The 16,373-nt window shown below is 65.3% G+C and carries 17 protein-coding genes; 13 read left to right on the top strand and 4 right to left on the bottom strand.

All coding sequences use genetic code 11. The features are described from left to right. The first annotated feature begins 5 nt into the window (after nt 1-5). Nucleotides 6-1,142, top strand: coding sequence for an alanine racemase (gene alr / locus ASR47_RS15735; RefSeq protein ID WP_065308734.1), 1,137 nt, complete (start codon nt 6-8; stop codon nt 1,140-1,142). Nucleotides 1,143-1,240: 98 nt separating this feature from the next. After that, nucleotides 1,241-1,798 (top strand): NADPH-dependent FMN reductase, encoded by a 558-nt coding sequence (locus ASR47_RS15730; RefSeq protein WP_065308733.1) that lies wholly within the window; start codon nt 1,241-1,243, stop codon nt 1,796-1,798. 23 nt (nt 1,799-1,821) lie between these two features. Here ASR47_RS15730 and ASR47_RS15725 read toward each other — a convergent pair whose 3' ends face one another. The 4 genes from ASR47_RS15725 to ASR47_RS15710 are packed head-to-tail and all read right to left on the bottom strand — an operon-like array spanning nt 1,822 to nt 4,678. Next, nucleotides 1,822-2,400 carry a YceI family protein gene (locus ASR47_RS15725; protein ID WP_065308732.1) on the bottom strand — a complete coding sequence of 193 codons (579 nt, stop codon included), beginning with the start codon at nt 2,398-2,400 and terminating at the stop codon, nt 1,822-1,824. A 41-nt stretch (nt 2,401-2,441) separates the two neighbouring features. Then, the gene (locus ASR47_RS15720) at nt 2,442-2,996 is read right to left on the bottom strand and encodes a YceI family protein (RefSeq protein ID WP_065308731.1); all 555 of its coding nucleotides are present in this window, start codon (nt 2,994-2,996) and stop codon (nt 2,442-2,444) included. A 31-nt stretch (nt 2,997-3,027) separates the two neighbouring features. Continuing rightward, nucleotides 3,028-3,597: a cytochrome b gene (locus ASR47_RS15715; RefSeq protein ID WP_065308730.1), complete on the bottom strand. Its 570-nt coding sequence runs from the start codon at nt 3,595-3,597 to the stop codon at nt 3,028-3,030. 28 nt (nt 3,598-3,625) lie between these two features. Further along, on the bottom strand, nt 3,626-4,678 hold the full coding sequence (locus ASR47_RS15710; protein ID WP_065308729.1) for a porin: 1,053 nt from the start codon (nt 4,676-4,678) through the stop codon (nt 3,626-3,628). A gap of 237 nt (nt 4,679-4,915) precedes the next feature. Here ASR47_RS15710 and ASR47_RS15705 point away from each other — a divergent pair, with 237 nt between their 5' ends. From ASR47_RS15705 to ASR47_RS15655, 11 genes are all read left to right on the top strand, one after another. After that, nucleotides 4,916-5,629 carry a GntR family transcriptional regulator gene (locus ASR47_RS15705; RefSeq protein WP_065308728.1) on the top strand — a complete coding sequence of 238 codons (714 nt, stop codon included), beginning with the start codon at nt 4,916-4,918 and terminating at the stop codon, nt 5,627-5,629. Continuing rightward, a complete protein-coding gene (locus ASR47_RS15700) occupies nt 5,626-6,849 on the top strand; it encodes a VOC family protein (RefSeq protein WP_065308727.1) in 1,224 nt (407 codons plus the stop codon). The genes ASR47_RS15705 and ASR47_RS15700 overlap by 4 nt, the downstream gene beginning before the upstream one ends. Nucleotides 6,850-7,009: 160 nt before the next feature. Then, entirely contained in the window at nt 7,010-7,885 is an 876-nt protein-coding gene (locus ASR47_RS15695; RefSeq protein ID WP_065308726.1) for a fumarylacetoacetate hydrolase family protein, read from the top strand. Beyond that, nucleotides 7,882-8,331, top strand: coding sequence for a DUF3237 family protein (locus ASR47_RS15690; protein ID WP_065308725.1), 450 nt, complete (start codon nt 7,882-7,884; stop codon nt 8,329-8,331). The genes ASR47_RS15695 and ASR47_RS15690 overlap by 4 nt, the downstream gene beginning before the upstream one ends. 24 nt (nt 8,332-8,355) lie before the next feature. Beyond that, nucleotides 8,356-9,792 (top strand): aldehyde dehydrogenase family protein, encoded by a 1,437-nt coding sequence (locus tag ASR47_RS15685; RefSeq protein WP_065308724.1) that lies wholly within the window; start codon nt 8,356-8,358, stop codon nt 9,790-9,792. Nucleotides 9,793-9,842: 50 nt separating this feature from the next. Beyond that, a complete protein-coding gene (locus tag ASR47_RS15680) occupies nt 9,843-11,111 on the top strand; it encodes a CaiB/BaiF CoA transferase family protein (RefSeq protein ID WP_065308723.1) in 1,269 nt (422 codons plus the stop codon). A 45-nt stretch (nt 11,112-11,156) separates the two neighbouring features. Further along, nucleotides 11,157-12,557, top strand: a complete 1,401-nt coding sequence (locus tag ASR47_RS15675) for an MFS transporter (RefSeq protein WP_065308915.1) — start codon at nt 11,157-11,159, stop codon at nt 12,555-12,557. Then, on the top strand, nt 12,557-13,006 hold the full coding sequence (locus ASR47_RS15670; RefSeq protein ID WP_065308722.1) for a cache domain-containing protein: 450 nt from the start codon (nt 12,557-12,559) through the stop codon (nt 13,004-13,006). The genes ASR47_RS15675 and ASR47_RS15670 overlap by 1 nt, the downstream gene beginning before the upstream one ends. Nucleotides 13,007-13,027: 21 nt before the next feature. After that, nucleotides 13,028-13,858, top strand: a complete 831-nt coding sequence (locus ASR47_RS15665; RefSeq protein ID WP_065308721.1) for an enoyl-CoA hydratase-related protein — start codon at nt 13,028-13,030, stop codon at nt 13,856-13,858. A gap of 51 nt (nt 13,859-13,909) precedes the next feature. Beyond that, nucleotides 13,910-14,668, top strand: a complete 759-nt coding sequence (locus ASR47_RS15660; protein ID WP_065308720.1) for a 3-hydroxyacyl-CoA dehydrogenase — start codon at nt 13,910-13,912, stop codon at nt 14,666-14,668. A 114-nt stretch (nt 14,669-14,782) separates the two neighbouring features. Then, nucleotides 14,783-16,369, top strand: coding sequence for a GGDEF domain-containing protein (locus tag ASR47_RS15655; RefSeq protein ID WP_065308719.1), 1,587 nt, complete (start codon nt 14,783-14,785; stop codon nt 16,367-16,369). Nucleotides 16,370-16,373: the final 4 nt, after the last annotated feature.

Here is a 16,373-nt window from a genome sequence, read left to right as displayed (position 1 = left end):
TCCTGATGTCCAAGATGAACAATGTAACGGCACAAGCGCGCAGCGGCGCCACCCTGACGATCGATATCGGCGCCGTGCGCGCCAACTACCGGCTGCTGCGCGAGCGCGCCCATCCGGCCGCCTGCTCGGCGGTGGTCAAATCCGATGCCTATGGTCTCGGTGCGGCGCAAGTGGCGCCAGCGCTGTACCAGGAAGGTTGCCGGCATTTCTTTGTCGCCCACCTGGAAGAGGGCATCAGTCTGCGCCCGCATCTGGCGCCCGATGCATCGATCTTCGTGCTGCACGGCCCGCCGGTCGGCACGGAAGGCGAATTCACGCGCCATGAGTTGACACCGGTGCTCAACAGCGCGCCGCAGGTGGCGGGCTGGCGCGCGCATGCCGCCGCGCTCGACCGTGAGCTGGACGCCATCGTGCAGGTCGATACGGGCATGTCGCGCATGGGCATGTCGGCGCAGGAAATCGACGGCTGGCTGGCCGATGCGCACTTTCTCGATGGCATCAAGGTGCTGTACCTGATGAGCCACCTGGCCTGCGCCGACGAGCGCTATCATCCGGCCAACGCCCAGCAGCTGGCGCGCTTCCTGGAAATTCGCGCGCGCCTGCCGCAATACGCCTGCAGCCTGGCCAATTCCTCGGGTGTGTTCCTGTCGCCCGACTACCATTTTGAACTGGTGCGCCCCGGTGCGGCCCTGTACGGCATCACGCCGCAGGCGGGCGAACCGAATCCGCTGCAGTCGGTGGTGCGCCTGCAGGGAAAAGTGATACAGACGCGCAGCATCAATGCCGGCGACCATGTCGGCTATAGCTGCCGCTACACGGCCACCGGCCCGTGCGTGGTGGCGACCGTGTCCGTCGGTTACGCCGACGGCTGGCTGCGCAGCATGAGCAACCAGGGCGTGGCCGTGATCGACGGCGTGCGCGTGCCACAGGTGGGCGCCATCTCCATGGATTCGATCACGCTCGATGTCAGCAATATCGATGCCGCGCGGGTCGCGCCGGGCCAGCTGGTCGACCTGATCTGCCCGGAACACCCGGTCGATGCGGTGGCCGCCATGGCCCACACCATCGGCTATGAAGTGCTGACCAATCTCGGCGGACGGTATTTCCGCATATATACAGGTCTTGCGCCAGGCGCCACCTGACCTTCTGGCGTGCAGACGCCGGCAATACTTGTATGGCAAGATGGGCCTGTCGTGAACATCACCACAGGCCTTTTCTTTCACCATCACCGGAGGATTACATGAGTCAATACCAAGTCGCAATCGTCGTCGGCAGCCTGCGCAAGGATTCCTTCAACCGCCAGCTGGCGGACGCCATCGTCAAGCTGGCACCGCCTGAATTTTCGTTCAAGCATATCGAGATCGGCGACCTGCCGCTGTACAACCAGGACGATGACGGCGCCCAAGCCGCTTCCGTGCTGCGCCTGAAAACCGGGATCGCCGATGCCCAGGCCCTGCTGTTCATCACTCCCGAATACAACCGCTCGATTCCGGGCGTGCTGAAAAATGCCATCGACCACGCCTCGCGCCCTTACGGCCAGAGCGTGTGGGCCGGCAAGCCTGGCGCGGTGCTGGGCGTATCGGTCGGCGCCATCGGCACGGCCATGGCGCAGCAGCATCTGCGCAATGTGCTGGCCTACCTCGACGTGCCACTGCTGGGCCAGCCGGAAATGTTTATCCAGGCCAAGGACGGCCTGTTCGATGAACACGGCAATATCGGTGAAGCCAGCCTGGGCTTTTTCCAGGCCTGGATGCAGCGCTATGTCGACTGGGTCAAGAAACACGCGATCCACGCCTGATTCACCGCCGCCGCTGCCGGCCGTCAGTCGACCTTGAGCAAGCCTTCGGCCTGGATCGCCAGCTTGATCTCGGGCTTGAAACCCAGGTCCAGGTTGACTGTCACGCCGAAATCGGCGCGGTTGAAGCTGGCAAACGCATTCACGCCGCACACTTCGCGCTTGTACAGCGGGCTTTGCATGCATTTGAAGGAATCGATCTGCAGCTTGAGCGGCCGCGTCACGCCGTTCAAGGTCAGTTCGCCGATCACTTCCACCGGGCGTTCGCCGTCGAAGCGCATGCTGCTGCCGCGGTAGACGGCGGTCGGGTATTTTTCGGCGTCGAGGATGCGCGCCGACTTGAGCACGGCGTTCATGGCCGCATGACCGACATCGACCGAGGCCGTTTCGACCGTCACCTCCAGGGTGCCGGTCCTGGCCTGGCGGTCCAGCACCACGCTGCCGCTGCTTTTGGTAAATTTTCCGCGCCACACCGACATGCCGCCCCAGTGATCGGTCTCAAAACTGGGATAGGTATGGCTGGGCAGCAAGGTATAGGTCTCGGCGGCGTGTGCCGGCGCCGCCAGCGAGCTGGCCAGGGCGGCGGCGATCAGGATGGTTTTCATGTGGTTTTTCCTTGTGGGTGCGATAGCGTCAGGGCAACAGCTCATTTGGGCGCCGTCACCAGGCGCAGTTTCAATGTCACTTCATCGGCCACCAGCGAGGTGTCTTTCCACTCCTGTTCGCCGATATTGAATTGCAGCCGCTTGATCGGCAAGCTGGCGTCGAACACCGACGCCTTGCCTGCCTGGCTCAGCTGCACCGGGATCACCACCTCGGCCGTCTTGCCCTTGATGGTCAGCTGTCCTTGCACCGTAAAACGGCCGGGCGCGGTTTGCCTGACCGCGCTGGAAACGAACACGGCTTTCGGAAACGCGGCCGCGTTGAACCAGGTCTTGCTGCGCACCTCGCGGTTGTAGCTTTCGTCGCCAATATCAAAACTGTTGACATCGACTTCCAGGCGCACCCGCGCCTGCTCGGGTTTGGCCGGGTCGAACTGCATGTCGAGCGCATATTTCTGGAATTTTCCGTCCAGCGGCACACCCATCTGCTTGAAGCCGGCGACGATGCTGCTTTTTTGCATGTCGAGTGGCGTCTGGGCGCCGGCCGCCAGCGGCAGCAGCAAGGCGAGCGCGGCGGCGCCATAAAGATTGAAGGTCATGCGGGGTCTCCTGAAAAAAGTTCACATCCATTTATTGCTTGTGCTTCAGAAACGGCAACATGCGGGAAAGCAAGTTGTCGCGGTCGAGGAACTGGTGCTTGAGCGCGGCCAGTACGTGCAGGCACACCAGCGCCAGCAAGGTGTAGTTCAGCAGCCAGTGCGCGCTTTTCAGCACCGCCTTCCAGCCGGGATCGGGGGCGATCAGGGCGGGAATGTCGAGCACGCCAAACAGCACCACCGGCACGCCGGCCGCCTGGCTGTACAGCAGGCCCGACAGTGGCACCGCCAGCAGCAGGCAGTACAGCGCCAGATGGGCCAGGTGGGCGGCGCGCCGCTGCCAGCGTCCCATGCCCGCCGGCATGGCCGGCACCGTGCGCAGCAAACGCCACAGCAGGCGCGGCAGCATCGTCAGCAGCACGGTCAGGCCGATCCATTTGTGCCAGGAAAAATACTTGAGCTTGGTCGGTGTCAGGCCGGGAATATCGGTCATCAGCCATCCCAGCGCAAAGCAGCCACCCACCAGCAGTGCGGCCAGCCAGTGCAGGAAGATGGCCGTGCCGGCATAGTCCGGCGTGGCGTGGGGGAGGGGGGCGTGCTTCATGGTGGTTCCTGGCGTGAAGTAAAAGAAATCAGAGACTGTGGCTCAAGCCGACGGTGATGCCGGTCTGGCCGGTTTGCCGGGTGGCCGGCACCAGGGCGCCGCGGTACAGATTGCGGTCCAGGTCGACATACAGGCGGCTGCGCTTGGACAGGGCGTAGTGGCAACTGATAATGAAGAAGTCGCGCTCGCCCGTGGCCGTATGGCGATAGCGCGTCTGATACCAGGCCGCCGCCAGTTCCACCTTCGGCGTGATCTGGTACAGCAGGCCGACCCAGCCCAGTTGATTGGCGTAGGTGCCGGCGGCAGGCGTCTGCTGCCGCTCTTTCGAGTAGCCGGCCTTGACGATCATGTCGCCCAGCTGGTAGCCGCCACCAGCCGTCCAGGAAATGTTGTCCTGGCCGGCAATGGTTTTCTTTTGCGTGTAGGCGCCGCCCAGGTTGAACGGGCCTTCGGCGTATTTCAGGCCGACCGCTTGCGCGGCGCCATTGCGCACGCTGCCGGCCTGCTCGCCGGCCGCATATTCGGCCATCACCGTCACCGGCCCGGTCGTCAGCCGGTATTGCAGGTCATTATTGAAGCGCGTGCCGCTGGTGGCCGAGGCGCCCAGGCCGGCCGCGATGGCCGCCGCCGGCAGGGTGGTGCCGGCGCCGCCGCCCACCGGGATCAGGCTGATGTAGCGGAAAGTGAACGGTTCATAGTCGCGCGCCGCGGCAAACGCCACCGTGTACTGGCGGCCGGCCATCAGGCTGCCCCATTTGCCGGCGACGCTGACCCAGGCGGCGCGGTTGAACAGCACGCCATTGGCATTGTCCAGCGCGCCGGTGCCCGTATTGAAGCCCGATTCCAGCATGAACCTGATTTTATTGTCGCCGCCCAGGTCTTCGGTGCCCGTGAAACCGAGGCGGTTCGCCAGATAAGTGCCGTTCGAGCCTGCCGACAGCTTGCTGTCGCCTGCGGCATTGCTATTGGTCAGCTTGCGCACGCCGCCATCGAAGGTGCCGTAGATGTTGACATTGCCCTGGGCCAGGGCGTAGGGGGTGGCCGAGGCGAGCAGGGCCAGTGCGTACAGGGTACGTTTCATTGTCGATCTCCATTGTTTTTATAAGTAGTTGTGCCGCACGCAGCGTCGTGTCGCGATGGCTTGCTGGCCACCGGCACTCGGTCTGCGCAGTTAAATTATATGCATAAAATACGGCTTATGTATAAAAATAATTTTGTGCACAAAATTGAAATGTCTGAGTATAATCTGAAAAATGCTGAAAAATTGCTTGAAGAGTGGTATGTAGTAGGCCTTGCCAAATCTGTTGAGGAGTACTGCATGGGAGCGAAAGAATTGATGGATGTACCAGTGTCCGAACGGGCGTTTCAGTTGCTGCGAGGAAAAATTTTGCGGTGCGAATACGAACCGGGTGTCAAGCTGAAAATCGACACGCTGCAGCGCGACCTCGGTGTCTCCAGCAGCCCCTTGCGCGAAGCGCTGAGCCGGCTGGTGGTCGAAGGTCTGGTCGTGAGCGACGAGCGGCGCGGTTTCAGCGCCGCCCCCGTGTCGGTGAAAGACCTGCGCGACGTGACGCGCTTGCGCCTGATGCTCGATTGCGAGGCGCTGGCCGAATCGATCGAGCACGGCGACGACCAGTGGGAAGCCAATATCGTCACGGCGTTTCACTGGTTGTCGCGCATCGAAGGCCGCCACGGCGAGGGGCCGCTGACCCTGGACGCGGACTGGACCGTGCGGCACAAGGATTTTCACATGGCCTTGCTGGCCGGTTGCAGCTCCGGCAAGCTGATGAAGTTGAGTTCGGCCCTGTTCGACCAGTCCGAGCGCTACCGCCGCCTGTCGATCAAGCACCGGGTCGAACCGCGCCACAAGGCGGCCGAGCATGGCCAGATGATGGAAGTGGTGTTGTCGCGCAACAAGGCCGAAGCGGTGGCGCTGTTGCATGACCATATTTTTCGTACCGCCGAAAACGTTGCCGCCGTGCTGGGCAAGCTGTCGTCGGCGGACCTGACAACAAGAGGAGACAGTCGATGAATACAACAAAACAAGCTTGCGTGGTCGGCGGCGTGACCTTGCCGCGCCCGTTCAAGGTGCGGCGCCTGGGCCATTTCGGCATCAATGTGCACGACCCGGAAGTGTCGCGCCACTTTTACGAAAAGCTGCTGGGCTTTCGTATTTCCGATGTGCTCGATTTCGGTGGCCGCCTGCCCGAAGAAGAGATGGCCAGGCATGGCCCCCATGTCGGCTATTTTGCGCGCCATGGCACCGAACACCATTCCTTCGTGTTCTTCCCGCGCCGCGTGCTCAACGCCGTCTACGGTTTTCCGGCCGACTACCCGGAAGTGGTGACCAACCAGATCACCTGGCAGGTGGGCAGCCTGCGCGAAGTGGTCGACGGCCACGACTGGTTCGTCAAGAAAGAGATGCGCATCCAGCGCTCGGGGCGCGACTTGCCCGGCTCGAACTGGAACGTCTATCCCTTCGATCCGGACGGCCATGTCAATGAACTGTATTACGGCATCGAGCAGGTCGGCTGGAACGGTCAAAGCAAGCCCTACAGCATGCACAAGGTGCGCTACACGCGCCCGCCCGACTTGCCTCACCCGTCCGAATATGCCGAAGTGCAGGCCTGCGTGCGCGAAGGCATCGACGGCAGCACCGGCTGGCAGCAGCACGAAGCGATGCCGGAAACCTGGAATGTCGACGGCGTGCTGCTGGGCCGGCCCTACAAGGTGACCCGCGTCGGCCCGGTGCGCCTGTTCGTGCAGGACATGGAACAGTCGCTGCGCTTCTACCGCGACGAACTGGGCCTGATGATCACCGAAGAAGTGGTGTGGAACGGCCACCGCTGCGTGTTCCTGCGCGCCAATACCGAACACCATTCGCTGGCGCTGTATCCGATGGCGCTGCGCGCCGAACTGGGCCTGAACCCGCACGCGACCTTGTTTTCCTTCGGCATGCAGGTCGCCAATTACCAGCAACTGCGCGACGCGGTTGCTTTCCTGAAAAACCAGGGCGTGACGATCAAGATGCTGCCGCCCGAACTGTTTCCCGGCATCGATTATTGCGCCTTCGCCCTCGACCCGGACGGCTTTGCGATCCAGCTCTATTACTACATGGAGCAGGTCGGCTGGGATGGCCGGCCGCGCCCGGCCGCGCTGCGGCCCGTGATCGACCCGCAGCACTGGCCCGACACCGTGCCGGCCGCGTCCGACAGCTTCCTGGGCGAGACCTATCTCGGCCCCTGGAGCTGAGCTGAGCTCCAGCGCCTGAACCAGGCGCCGCCTGACGGCGGCCCGGCCCAACACTGAATCGTTGCCTGCAGCAGGATGCGCCCGCGCACCCTGGTGGAGCCGTGCCGCCAATTATTTTGTTCATCACTCATCTCGCCATGCGGCGAGCGAAAGGATCACCATGAAACTGCTCTCTTTTACCTGCAATGGCCGTGACAGCTGGGGCGCCGTGCTCGGCGACGGCGTCGTCGATCTGGGCCTGGCGTTTGCCGGCCAGTATCCGCTGCTGCAGGACTTTATCGGCAGCGCCGATTTTGACCGCCGCGAGGCCTTGCTGGCAGGGCGCCAGCCGGACCTGCGCCTGTCCGACATCACGCCGCTGCCGGTAATTACCCGTCCTGAAAAAATCGTCCTGCTGGTAAGGAACTATCTCGACCACCACAATGAAGTGGTGGCCGCCGGCCTGAAGCGCGAAGTACCGCAGTTTCCGCCGCTGTTCCTGCGCGTGTGGCGCTCGCAGATCGGCCATGAGGCGCCGATCGTGCGCCCGGCCATTTCCGAGCAGCTCGACTGGGAAGGCGAACTGGCCGTCATCATCGGCAAGGGCGGGCGCCATATTGCCGAAAGCGAGGCTCTGTCGCATGTCGCCGGCTATGCCTGCTACAACGACGCCAGCGTGCGCGAATGGCAATTCCATGCGCAGCAGATCGCGGCCGGCAAGAATTTCGTCGGCACCGGCGGCTTCGGGCCGTGGATGGTGACGGCCGACGAGATCGCCGATCCGTCGCAGCTCAAGCTGCAAACCCGCCTCAATGGCGAACTGGTGCAGGACTCGCACACCAGCAACATGATTTTCGGCGTGCCGCGCCTGATCAACTATATCTCCACCATTTTCGACCTGGTGCCGGGCGACGTGATCGTCACCGGCACGCCGGCCGGCACCGGCTGGACCCTCAAGCCACCGCGTTTCCTGCGCCCGTCCGACGTGGTCGAAGTGGAAATCGAAAAGATCGGCGTGCTGCGCAACAGCGTGATCGACGAGCAGGCCGCGTCATGATTGCCACCAAGCATTTGTTCGACCTGACCTTGCGCCTCGGTGCGCTGGTCTCGCTGGGGCCGCTGGCGGTCGGCGAGCGGCGCGTGGCCGGCATCGACGGCGGCATCCTGGAAGGACCGCAGCTGCGCGGCCAATTGCTGTCCGGCAGCGATACGCAGCTGCTGCGCGCCGACGGTGTGCTGGAAATCGACGCCGCCTATGTCGTGCGGCTGGAGCATGGCGAATTGTTGCGCATCGTCAACCAGGGTTACCGCCATGGGCCGGCCGAGGTGATGGCGCGCCTGGCCAGTGGCGAGGCGGTGGCACCAAGCGAGTATTTTTTCCGCACCGTGATGCGCTTTGAAACGTCGGCCCCGGCGCTGGCCTGGCTCAATGGCGCGATCGCCGTGGCGCAGGCCGAGCGCCAGGGCGGCAGCGTGGTGCTGCACGCCTGGCAAGTGCTGTAAACCCTGGCCTGACTGGAGACGACAATGACATATGATAATTTGATCGACGGCGCATGGGTCGGTGGCGGCGAGCTGGTCGCCAACCTGAACCCGTCCGATACGGCCGAGGTGGTGGGCGAGTACCGCTTTGCCACGGCGGCGCAGGCGCAGGACGCCATCGCGGCGGCGCGCGCGGCGTTTCCGGCCTGGGCCCGTGGGCCCATCCAGGCGCGCGCCGACATGCTGGACCGGATCGGCACGGAAATCCTCGCGCGCAGCGCCGAACTGGGTCAGCTGCTGTCGCGCGAGGAAGGCAAGCCGCTGGCCGAGGGCATCGGCGAGGTGGTTCGCGCCGGCAATATCTTCAAGTTTTTTGCCGGCGAAGTGCTGCGCAGCGGCGGCGAGACCCTGCCGTCGGTGCGCCCCGGGATCGGGGTCGAGATCAGCCGCGAGCCGGTCGGCGTGGTGGCCCTGATCACGCCGTGGAACTTTCCGATCGCCATTCCTGCCTGGAAGATCGCACCGGCCCTGGCGTATGGCAACTGCGTGGTCTTCAAGCCCGCCGAACTGACGCCGGGCAGCGCCTGGGCGCTGGCTGACATCATCGCCCGCAGCGGCGTGCCGGCCGGTGTGTTCAACCTGGTGATGGGCCGCGGCGACGTCGTCGGCGCGGTGCTGTCGGCCTCGCCGTATGTCGATGCCATCAGCTTTACCGGCTCGCAAGCCGTGGGCCGGCGCGTGGCGGCGCAGGCGGTGGCCAATATGACCAAGCTGCAGCTGGAAATGGGCGGCAAGAATCCGCAAGTCATTCTCGATGACGCCGACCTCGATACGGCCGTGACCGTGTCGCTGCAAAGTGCGTTCTATTCCACCGGCCAGCGCTGCACGGCGGCCAGCCGCCTGATCGTCACCGACGCCATCCACGACCGCTTTGTTGCCGCGCTGGGCCAGCGCGTGCAGGCCTTGCAGGTGGGCCACGCCTTGCAGGCAGGCACCGAGATCGGCCCGGTGGTCGACCAGCGCCAGCTCGACAAGAACCTCGAATACATCGCCTCGGCGCGTGCCGACGGCGCGCGCCTGGTGGCCGGCGGCGCACGGCTGGAACGCGCCACGCGCGGCTTTTACCTGGCGCCGGCGCTGTTTGCCGACACCACGCCTTCCATGCGGCTGAACCGCGAGGAAGTGTTCGGCCCGGTGGCCGGCGTGATCCGCGTGCGCGATTACGAGGAGGCGCTGGCGCTGGCCAACGACACGCCGTTCGGCCTGACGGCCGGCATCGCCACCACCTCGCTGAAATACGCCAGCCATTTCCGGCGCAACGCCCAGGTCGGCATGGTGATGGTCAACGTGCCCACTGCCGGGGTCGATTATCACGTGCCGTTTGGCGGGCGCAAGGGATCGAGCTACGGCGCGCGCGAACAGGGCCGCCATGCGGCCGAGTTCTACACCACGGTGAAGACCGCTTATATTGCACCTTGCTGATCGTCGGGAAAAATCATGATATCGAAGCTTAACAACAAGCGGAGCGGCGCATGAGCGGCGCGCTGTCGCACCTGAAAGTGCTGGACCTGTCGCGCGTGCTGGCCGGGCCGCTGGCCGGCCAGATCCTGGCCGACCTGGGCGCCGAAGTGATCAAGGTCGAGCGGCTGGGCGTGGGCGACGATACGCGCGCCTGGGGCCCGCCGTATCTCACCGGCGCCGATGGCCAGCCGACGGCCGAGGCCGCGTATTTTGCCACCGCCAACCGCAACAAGAAATCGGTGGCGATCGACCTGGCGCATCCGGAGGGGCAGGCGCTGGTGCGCGCGCTGGCTGCCGAGTGCGATGTGCTGATCGAGAATTTCAAGGTCGACGGCCTGCAGCGTTACGGCCTCGACCACGCCACGCTGAGCAAGCTCAACCCGCGCCTGGTGTATTGCTCGATTACCGGTTTCGGCCAGGATGGCCCGTATGCGGCGCGCGCCGGCTACGATTTTCTGATGCAGGGACTGGGCGGCCTGATGAGCATCACCGGCCACGGCGGCGACCAGCCGGGCGCCGGGCCGATGAAGGTGGGCGTGGCGCTGACCGATGTGATGACGGGGCTGTATGCCGTGATCGGTGTGCTGGCGGCGCTGTCTGCGCGCGCCGTGTCGGGCAGCGGCCAGCATATCGACCTGGCCTTGCTCGATGTGCAGGTGGCCGGCCTGGCCAACCAGGCCATGAACTACCTGAGTACCGGCGTGGTGCCGCAACGCATGGGCAATGCCCACCCCAGCATCGTGCCCTACCAGGATTTCGCCACCGCCGATGGCTTCATGATCATTGCGGTGGGCAATGACGGCCAGTTCGCGCGCCTGTGCCAGGCGCTGGGTCAGCCTGGCTGGGCCGAGGATGCGCGCTTTTGCAGCAATGTGGCGCGGGTGGCCAACCGGGTCGAACTGATCGCCCTGCTGCAGGAGCAGACCTTGCGCCAGGGCACCGGTCACTGGGTCGGGCTGTTCGAACAGGCCGGCGTGCCTTGCGGGCCGATCAACGATGTGCGCCAGGTGTTCGAGGACCCGCAAGTGGTCGCGCGCGGCATGCGCGTGCAGATGGCCCATCCGCTGGCGGGCCAGGTGGCGCTGGTGGCCAGTCCGCTCCGGCTGTCGGCCACGCCGGTCAGCTACCGCCACGCGCCGCCGCTGCTGGGCCAGCATACGCGGGCCGTGCTGCGTGAGTTGCTGCAGCTGGACGAGACGCGCATCGATGCGCTGTGCGCGGCCGGCGCCATCGCCTGCTTGCAGGAAGCTGATGGGGAGGTGCGGGCGCATACTATTTAAAGCTGGGCAAGTCAAACAATACCAATACAGGAGACAAACTTGAACATGCCAGACCATCGGCGGGCGGCCACCGGCACGTCCGCAGCGGGAGCGATCGTGCTCTCGGACATCATCGACCGCAGCAAGCTGGGCGCCTACCAGGTCCGCATACTGCTGCTGTGCGCACTGGCCGTCGTGTTCGACGGCTTCGACGTGCAAGCCATGGGCTTTGTCGCGCCCGCCATCCGGCAGGACTGGCAAGTGGGACCGGCCGTGTTCGGGCCGATCTTTTCGGCCAGCCTGATCGGCATGGTGATCGGCTCGCTGATGCTGAGCGCGGTAGCCGACCGCTACGGCCGGCGGCCGGTGCTGATCGGCGCCGTGATCCTGTCCGGCGTGGTGACGCTGGCCACCTCGAGCGCGCAGTCGGTCGAAGCGCTGCTGGCGTTGCGCTTTGTGACCGGCATTGGCCTGGGCGCCATCCTGCCCAATGCGCTCGCGCTGACCAGCGAATACAGCCCCGGCCGCCACAAGACCTTCCTGGTGATGATGATGGCCTGCTGCCTGTCGATCGGCGCGGCGGTCGGCGGCGCCACGGCGGCCTTGCTGATACCGGACTTCGGCTGGCGCGCGGTCTTCGTGGTCGGCGGTGTCGGCCCGATCGTGGTCGGCGTGCTGATGCTGTTCATGTTGCCCGAGTCGCTGGACGTGTTGCTGCGGCGCCAGGGCCCGGCCCAGCGCGCGGCCGTGCTCGGCATCTTGCGCCGTATCGCGCCGCAGGTGGCGGTGGCCGATGAAGCGCGCATCGTCTACGGCGAAGCACGTCCGGCCGGCGCGCCGATCGGCCAGCTGTTCAGCGAAGGGCGGCGCACCACCACCTTGCTGCTGTGGCTGATGCATTTCGCCAATCTGGCGATCCTGTATTTCCTGGCCAACTGGCTGCCGACCCTGGTCAAGGATGCCGGCTTGCCGCTGCGCACCTCCGTTATCGCCGGCACCATCCTGCAGATCGCCAGCGTGCTCGGCGCCCTGTGCCTGGCGCGCCTGATTACCCGCTATGGCTATTTCCGCGTGCTGCCGGCCAGCTACCTGGTCGGCGCGCTGGCGATCGCCCTGATCGGCCAGGTGGCCACCTCGCCACCGGCGCTGTTCGCGGTGGTGTTCGTGGTCGGCTTTTGCGCGATTGGCGGCCTGAACGGCATCAATGCGCTGGCGGTGGCGTCGTATCCCGTGTCCTTGCGCACCACCGGCATCGGCTGGGCACTGGGCGTGGGCCGTTTCGGCTCGATCCTGGCACCGGTGCTGGGCGGCGTCCTGCTGGCCAATCACTGGAGCATCTCGTCGCTGTTCCTGGTGGCGGCCACGCCCGCGCTGGTACTGGCCGGCGCGCTGCTGGTGATGCGGCGCCGCGCGCGACGGGCGGAACTACCCTTGCAGGCCAGTGCCTGGCAGCGGAGGGACGCCTGATGCGCGCCGTGACGTGGGCCCTGGCGCTGTGGCTGGCACTGCTGGGCGGCGCGGCGCATGGCGCCGGACGCGGCAGCGCCGCCGAGGCGCAGGCGATGGTCGGCAAGGCGGTGCTGTACCTGCAACAGCACGGCCGGCAAAAGGCACTGGAGGAATTCAACCGGCCGCAGGGCCAGTTCCGCGACCGCGACCTGTACCTGGCGGTGTTCGACCTGCAGGGCAATGGCCTGGCGCACCTGAATCCGCGCCTGGTCGGCAAGGCCACCGGCGATATCCGCGATGCCGACGGCAAGGCGATCTTCCAGGCCCAGCGCGCGCTGGCCCTGGAAAAGGGACGCGGCTGGGTCGACTACAAATGGCCCAATCCGCAAAGCGGCAAGGTCGAGCAGAAATCGACCTGGCTGGAAAAGTCAGGCGACCTGATCATCATGTGCGGCATTTATCAATAACCGTTATCGAAAGCGAACAATATGCACCAAACAACGACTCCTTCCCTGCCGCAGCTGCATGATGCGCTGCTGCAGCTCGATGGCCGCGTGGCCACCCTGACCCTGAACCGCGACGACGTACGCAACGAGCTGACCGGCACCCGCCTGGTCGACGACATCGAGGCCGTGGCGCGCTGGGTCAACACCAACGAGGCGGTCTCGGCGCTGATTGTCACGGGCGCCGGCAAGGCCTTTTCGGCCGGCGGCAACGTCAAGCACATGCTGGGCCGCGAAGGCACGTTTGGCGGCGACGTGTACGCCGTACAGAAGCAGTACCGCGAAGGCATACAGCGCATCCCGCTGGCCATGCACCGGCTCGAAGTGCCGGTGATCGCCGCCATCAACGGCGCGGCCATCGGCGCCGGTTTCGACCTGGCCTGCATGTGCGATATCCGCCTGGCCGCCAGCGAGGCGGTGATGGGCGAGACCTTTGTCAACATGGGCATCATTCCCGGCGACGGCGGCGCCTGGTTCCTGCAGCGCCTGATCGGCTACCAGCGCGCGGCCGAACTGACCTTCAGCGGCCGCGTGTTCGGCGCGGCCGAAGCGCAGGCGATGGGCATCGTGATGGAGGTGGTCGACGGCGCGGCGCTGATGGCGCGCGCGCAGGCGCTGGCCGCCGGTTTTGCCGCCAAGCCACCGCAGGCACTGCGCATGAGCAAGCGCCTGATGAAGTCGGCGCAGCGCCAGGAGCTGGCCGACTTCCTCGACCAGTGCGCGGTGCTGCAGGGCGTCTGCCATAACACGGCCGACCACCTGGAAGCGGTCGGCGCCTTTCTCGACAAGCGCGCGCCGCAGTACAGCGGCCGCTGACGCCATGCCGCCGTGTTCGCGGCGGCGCACTTTTAGCAAGGAAAGCAAGCAATGCGGATCAAGGATCAAGTCTTCATCATTACCGGCGGCGCGTCGGGCCTGGGCGCGGCCACCGCGCGCATGATCGTGGCGCAGGGCGGCAAGGCCGTGCTGGCCGACGTCCAGGACCAGGCCGGCGCCGCGCTGGCGGCCGAACTGAACGCCGTCTTCGTGCACTGCGACGTGACGTCGGAGGACGACGGCCGCGCGGTGGTCGCCGCCGCCGTTGCCGCAGGCACCTTGCGCGGCCTGGTCAATTGCGCAGGCGTGGCGCCGGCCGGGAAAACCGTCGGCAAGGACGGCCCCCACCGGCTGGACCTGTTCCAGCGCGTGGTCGGCATCAACCTGGCCGGCACTTTCAATATGTGCCGGCTGGCCGCCGAAGCGATGGCACAGCAGGCGCCGACCGGGGATGGCGAGCGCGGCGTGCTGATCAATACCGCCTCGGTGGCCGCTTTCGACGGCCAGATCGGCCAGGCCGCCTATGCCGCGTCGAAGGCGGGCGTGGCCGGCATGACCCTGCCGATGGCGCGCGACCTGGCGCGCAGCGGCATCCGCGTGATGACGATTGCGCCGGGCATCTTCGAAACGCCGATGTTGCTGGCCATGCCGCCCGAAGTGCAGCAGGCGCTGGGCCAGATGGTGCCTTTCCCGCCACGGCTGGGCAAGGCGGCCGAATACGCCCAACTGGCGCGCGCCATCATTGAAAACGTGATGCTCAATGGCGAAACCATCCGGCTCGACGGCGCGATACGCATGCAGCCCAGATAACGCGGTTGCTGGCGCATGGATGCGGCGCGGTGCCTGGCGCAATAGACGGTTGCCATCGTCTGTTGTTGCCCTAAAGATATGTATAATGCGTGCTTTTCTGGCGCCGTCCTGCTCATGCCGCATCATCCCAAGCTGTCCTCGCGCATCAACTTGCGCCGTTTGATCTTGCTGGTGGCGTTTGCCAGCGCCATCCTTGCGCTGGCCAATACCTTTTATGCCAGCTATCGCGTGCAGCGCCAGTTGCTCATCGACAGCACCCTCGAAGCGAATCAGGCGTATGCGCACAAGCTGGCCGGCAGCACCGAGGATTTCCTGCAGTCGACGCGCCAGCAGCTGGCCTACAGTGCCGGGCTGCTGGCGCGCCGCTTTGGCGATGTGGCCGGCCTGAAGGCCGAGGCCGGGCGCTTGCGTGCACAGACCAACAGCTTCAACTCGGTTCTTGTCGTCAACGCCAGGGGCGTGGTACTGGCCGTCTCGCCGGAAACCCTGGCGGTGCAAAATGCCCAGCTGGCGTCAAGCGGCGCGCTGCAGGCGCTGCGCGAACGGCGGCCCCTGATCAGCCAGCCCTATCTGTCCTCGGCGGGCAACCTGGTGATCTTTATCTCCCATCCGATAGTCGACGCGCGCGGGCGCTATCTCGGTTATGTGGGTGGCTCGATTTACCTGAAGCAGCAGAATATCCTGTCCAGCCTGCTGGGCCAGCATTACTACCGTGATGGCTCTTATTTATATGTGGTCGACCAGCGGCGGCGCCTGCTCTATCACCCCGACCCCGGCCGCCTGGGCGCCACCGCCGGCGCCAATGCGGTGATCGACGCCATCGTGCGCGGCGAAAGCGGCGCCGGCCCCACCGTCAATACCCTGGGTGTCGGCATGCTGGCCGGCTATGCCGTGCTGCCGTCAACGGGCTGGGGCATCGTGGCGCAGCGCCCGATCCTGGCCACGCTGGCGCCGTTGAACCAGCTGCTGCGCGATACCCTGTGGCACAGCCTGCCGATTGCCTTGCTCAGCCTGCCATTGATCTGGTGGCTGGCACGGCTGATTTCGCGGCCGCTGGTGCAGCTGGCCGAAGGCGCCAGCCGCATGGATACGCCCGGCATGGCCGAGCGCATCGGCAGCATCGGCGTGTGGTACCTGGAAGCGGCGCAGATCAAGCGCGCCTTGTTGCTCGGCATGTCCTTGTTGCAGAAAAAAATAGGCAAGCTCAACAGCGACGTGCAGACCGATCCGCTGACGGGCCTGGCCAACCGGCGCGGCTTGTCGGCCGCACTGGAAGCATGGCAGGCGCAGGCGCGGCCGTTTTCCGTGATCGCCATCGATATCGACCACTTCAAACAGGTCAACGACCGCCATGGCCATGCCGTGGGCGACGCCGTGATCCTGCGCCTGGCGCAGTTGATGCGCGCCGGTTCGCGCGACGCCGACGTGCTGTGCCGTAATGGCGGCGATGAATTCATCATGCTGCTGCCCGACGCCAGCCTGGACGTGGCGCTGCAGGTGGCCGAACGGCTGCGCGACAGGGTGTTTGAGACGCGGATACCCGGCGCCGGCACGGTGACCGTGTCGCTGGGTGTGGTATCGTCGAGCGAGCAGGACGGCGATAGCGCCTCAATCCTGCTGGGCGCCGACGCGGCCTTGTATATAGCCAAGGAAAGAGGGCGCAACTGCGTTGGCGTCAAGGAACAACTGGCCCACCATTGATGAA

Origin of the sequence: Janthinobacterium psychrotolerans, assembly GCF_001677885.1 — a bacterium.
Taxonomy (GTDB): Bacteria; Pseudomonadota; Gammaproteobacteria; order Burkholderiales; family Burkholderiaceae_D; genus Janthinobacterium; species Janthinobacterium psychrotolerans.
This window is presented reverse-complemented; position numbering and strand designations above follow the sequence as displayed.

Bases quoted from the DNA above. Each gene is read 5' to 3' on its own strand.
- alr (WP_065308734.1), top strand. From the start codon at position 6: ATGTCCAAGATGAACAATGTAACGGCACAAGCGCGCAGCGGCGCCACC.
- ASR47_RS15730 (WP_065308733.1), top strand. From the start codon at position 1,241: ATGAGTCAATACCAAGTCGCAATCGTCGTCGGCAGCCTGCGCAAGGAT.
- ASR47_RS15725 (WP_065308732.1), bottom strand. From the start codon at position 2,400: ATGAAAACCATCCTGATCGCCGCCGCCCTGGCCAGCTCGCTGGCGGCG.
- ASR47_RS15720 (WP_065308731.1), bottom strand. From the start codon at position 2,996: ATGACCTTCAATCTTTATGGCGCCGCCGCGCTCGCCTTGCTGCTGCCG.
- ASR47_RS15715 (WP_065308730.1), bottom strand. From the start codon at position 3,597: ATGAAGCACGCCCCCCTCCCCCACGCCACGCCGGACTATGCCGGCACG.
- ASR47_RS15710 (WP_065308729.1), bottom strand. From the start codon at position 4,678: ATGAAACGTACCCTGTACGCACTGGCCCTGCTCGCCTCGGCCACCCCC.
- ASR47_RS15705 (WP_065308728.1), top strand. From the start codon at position 4,916: ATGGGAGCGAAAGAATTGATGGATGTACCAGTGTCCGAACGGGCGTTT.
- ASR47_RS15700 (WP_065308727.1), top strand. From the start codon at position 5,626: ATGAATACAACAAAACAAGCTTGCGTGGTCGGCGGCGTGACCTTGCCG.
- ASR47_RS15695 (WP_065308726.1), top strand. From the start codon at position 7,010: ATGAAACTGCTCTCTTTTACCTGCAATGGCCGTGACAGCTGGGGCGCC.
- ASR47_RS15690 (WP_065308725.1), top strand. From the start codon at position 7,882: ATGATTGCCACCAAGCATTTGTTCGACCTGACCTTGCGCCTCGGTGCG.
- ASR47_RS15685 (WP_065308724.1), top strand. From the start codon at position 8,356: ATGACATATGATAATTTGATCGACGGCGCATGGGTCGGTGGCGGCGAG.
- ASR47_RS15680 (WP_065308723.1), top strand. From the start codon at position 9,843: ATGAGCGGCGCGCTGTCGCACCTGAAAGTGCTGGACCTGTCGCGCGTG.
- ASR47_RS15675 (WP_065308915.1), top strand. From the start codon at position 11,157: ATGCCAGACCATCGGCGGGCGGCCACCGGCACGTCCGCAGCGGGAGCG.
- ASR47_RS15670 (WP_065308722.1), top strand. From the start codon at position 12,557: ATGCGCGCCGTGACGTGGGCCCTGGCGCTGTGGCTGGCACTGCTGGGC.
- ASR47_RS15665 (WP_065308721.1), top strand. From the start codon at position 13,028: ATGCACCAAACAACGACTCCTTCCCTGCCGCAGCTGCATGATGCGCTG.
- ASR47_RS15660 (WP_065308720.1), top strand. From the start codon at position 13,910: ATGCGGATCAAGGATCAAGTCTTCATCATTACCGGCGGCGCGTCGGGC.
- ASR47_RS15655 (WP_065308719.1), top strand. From the start codon at position 14,783: ATGCCGCATCATCCCAAGCTGTCCTCGCGCATCAACTTGCGCCGTTTG.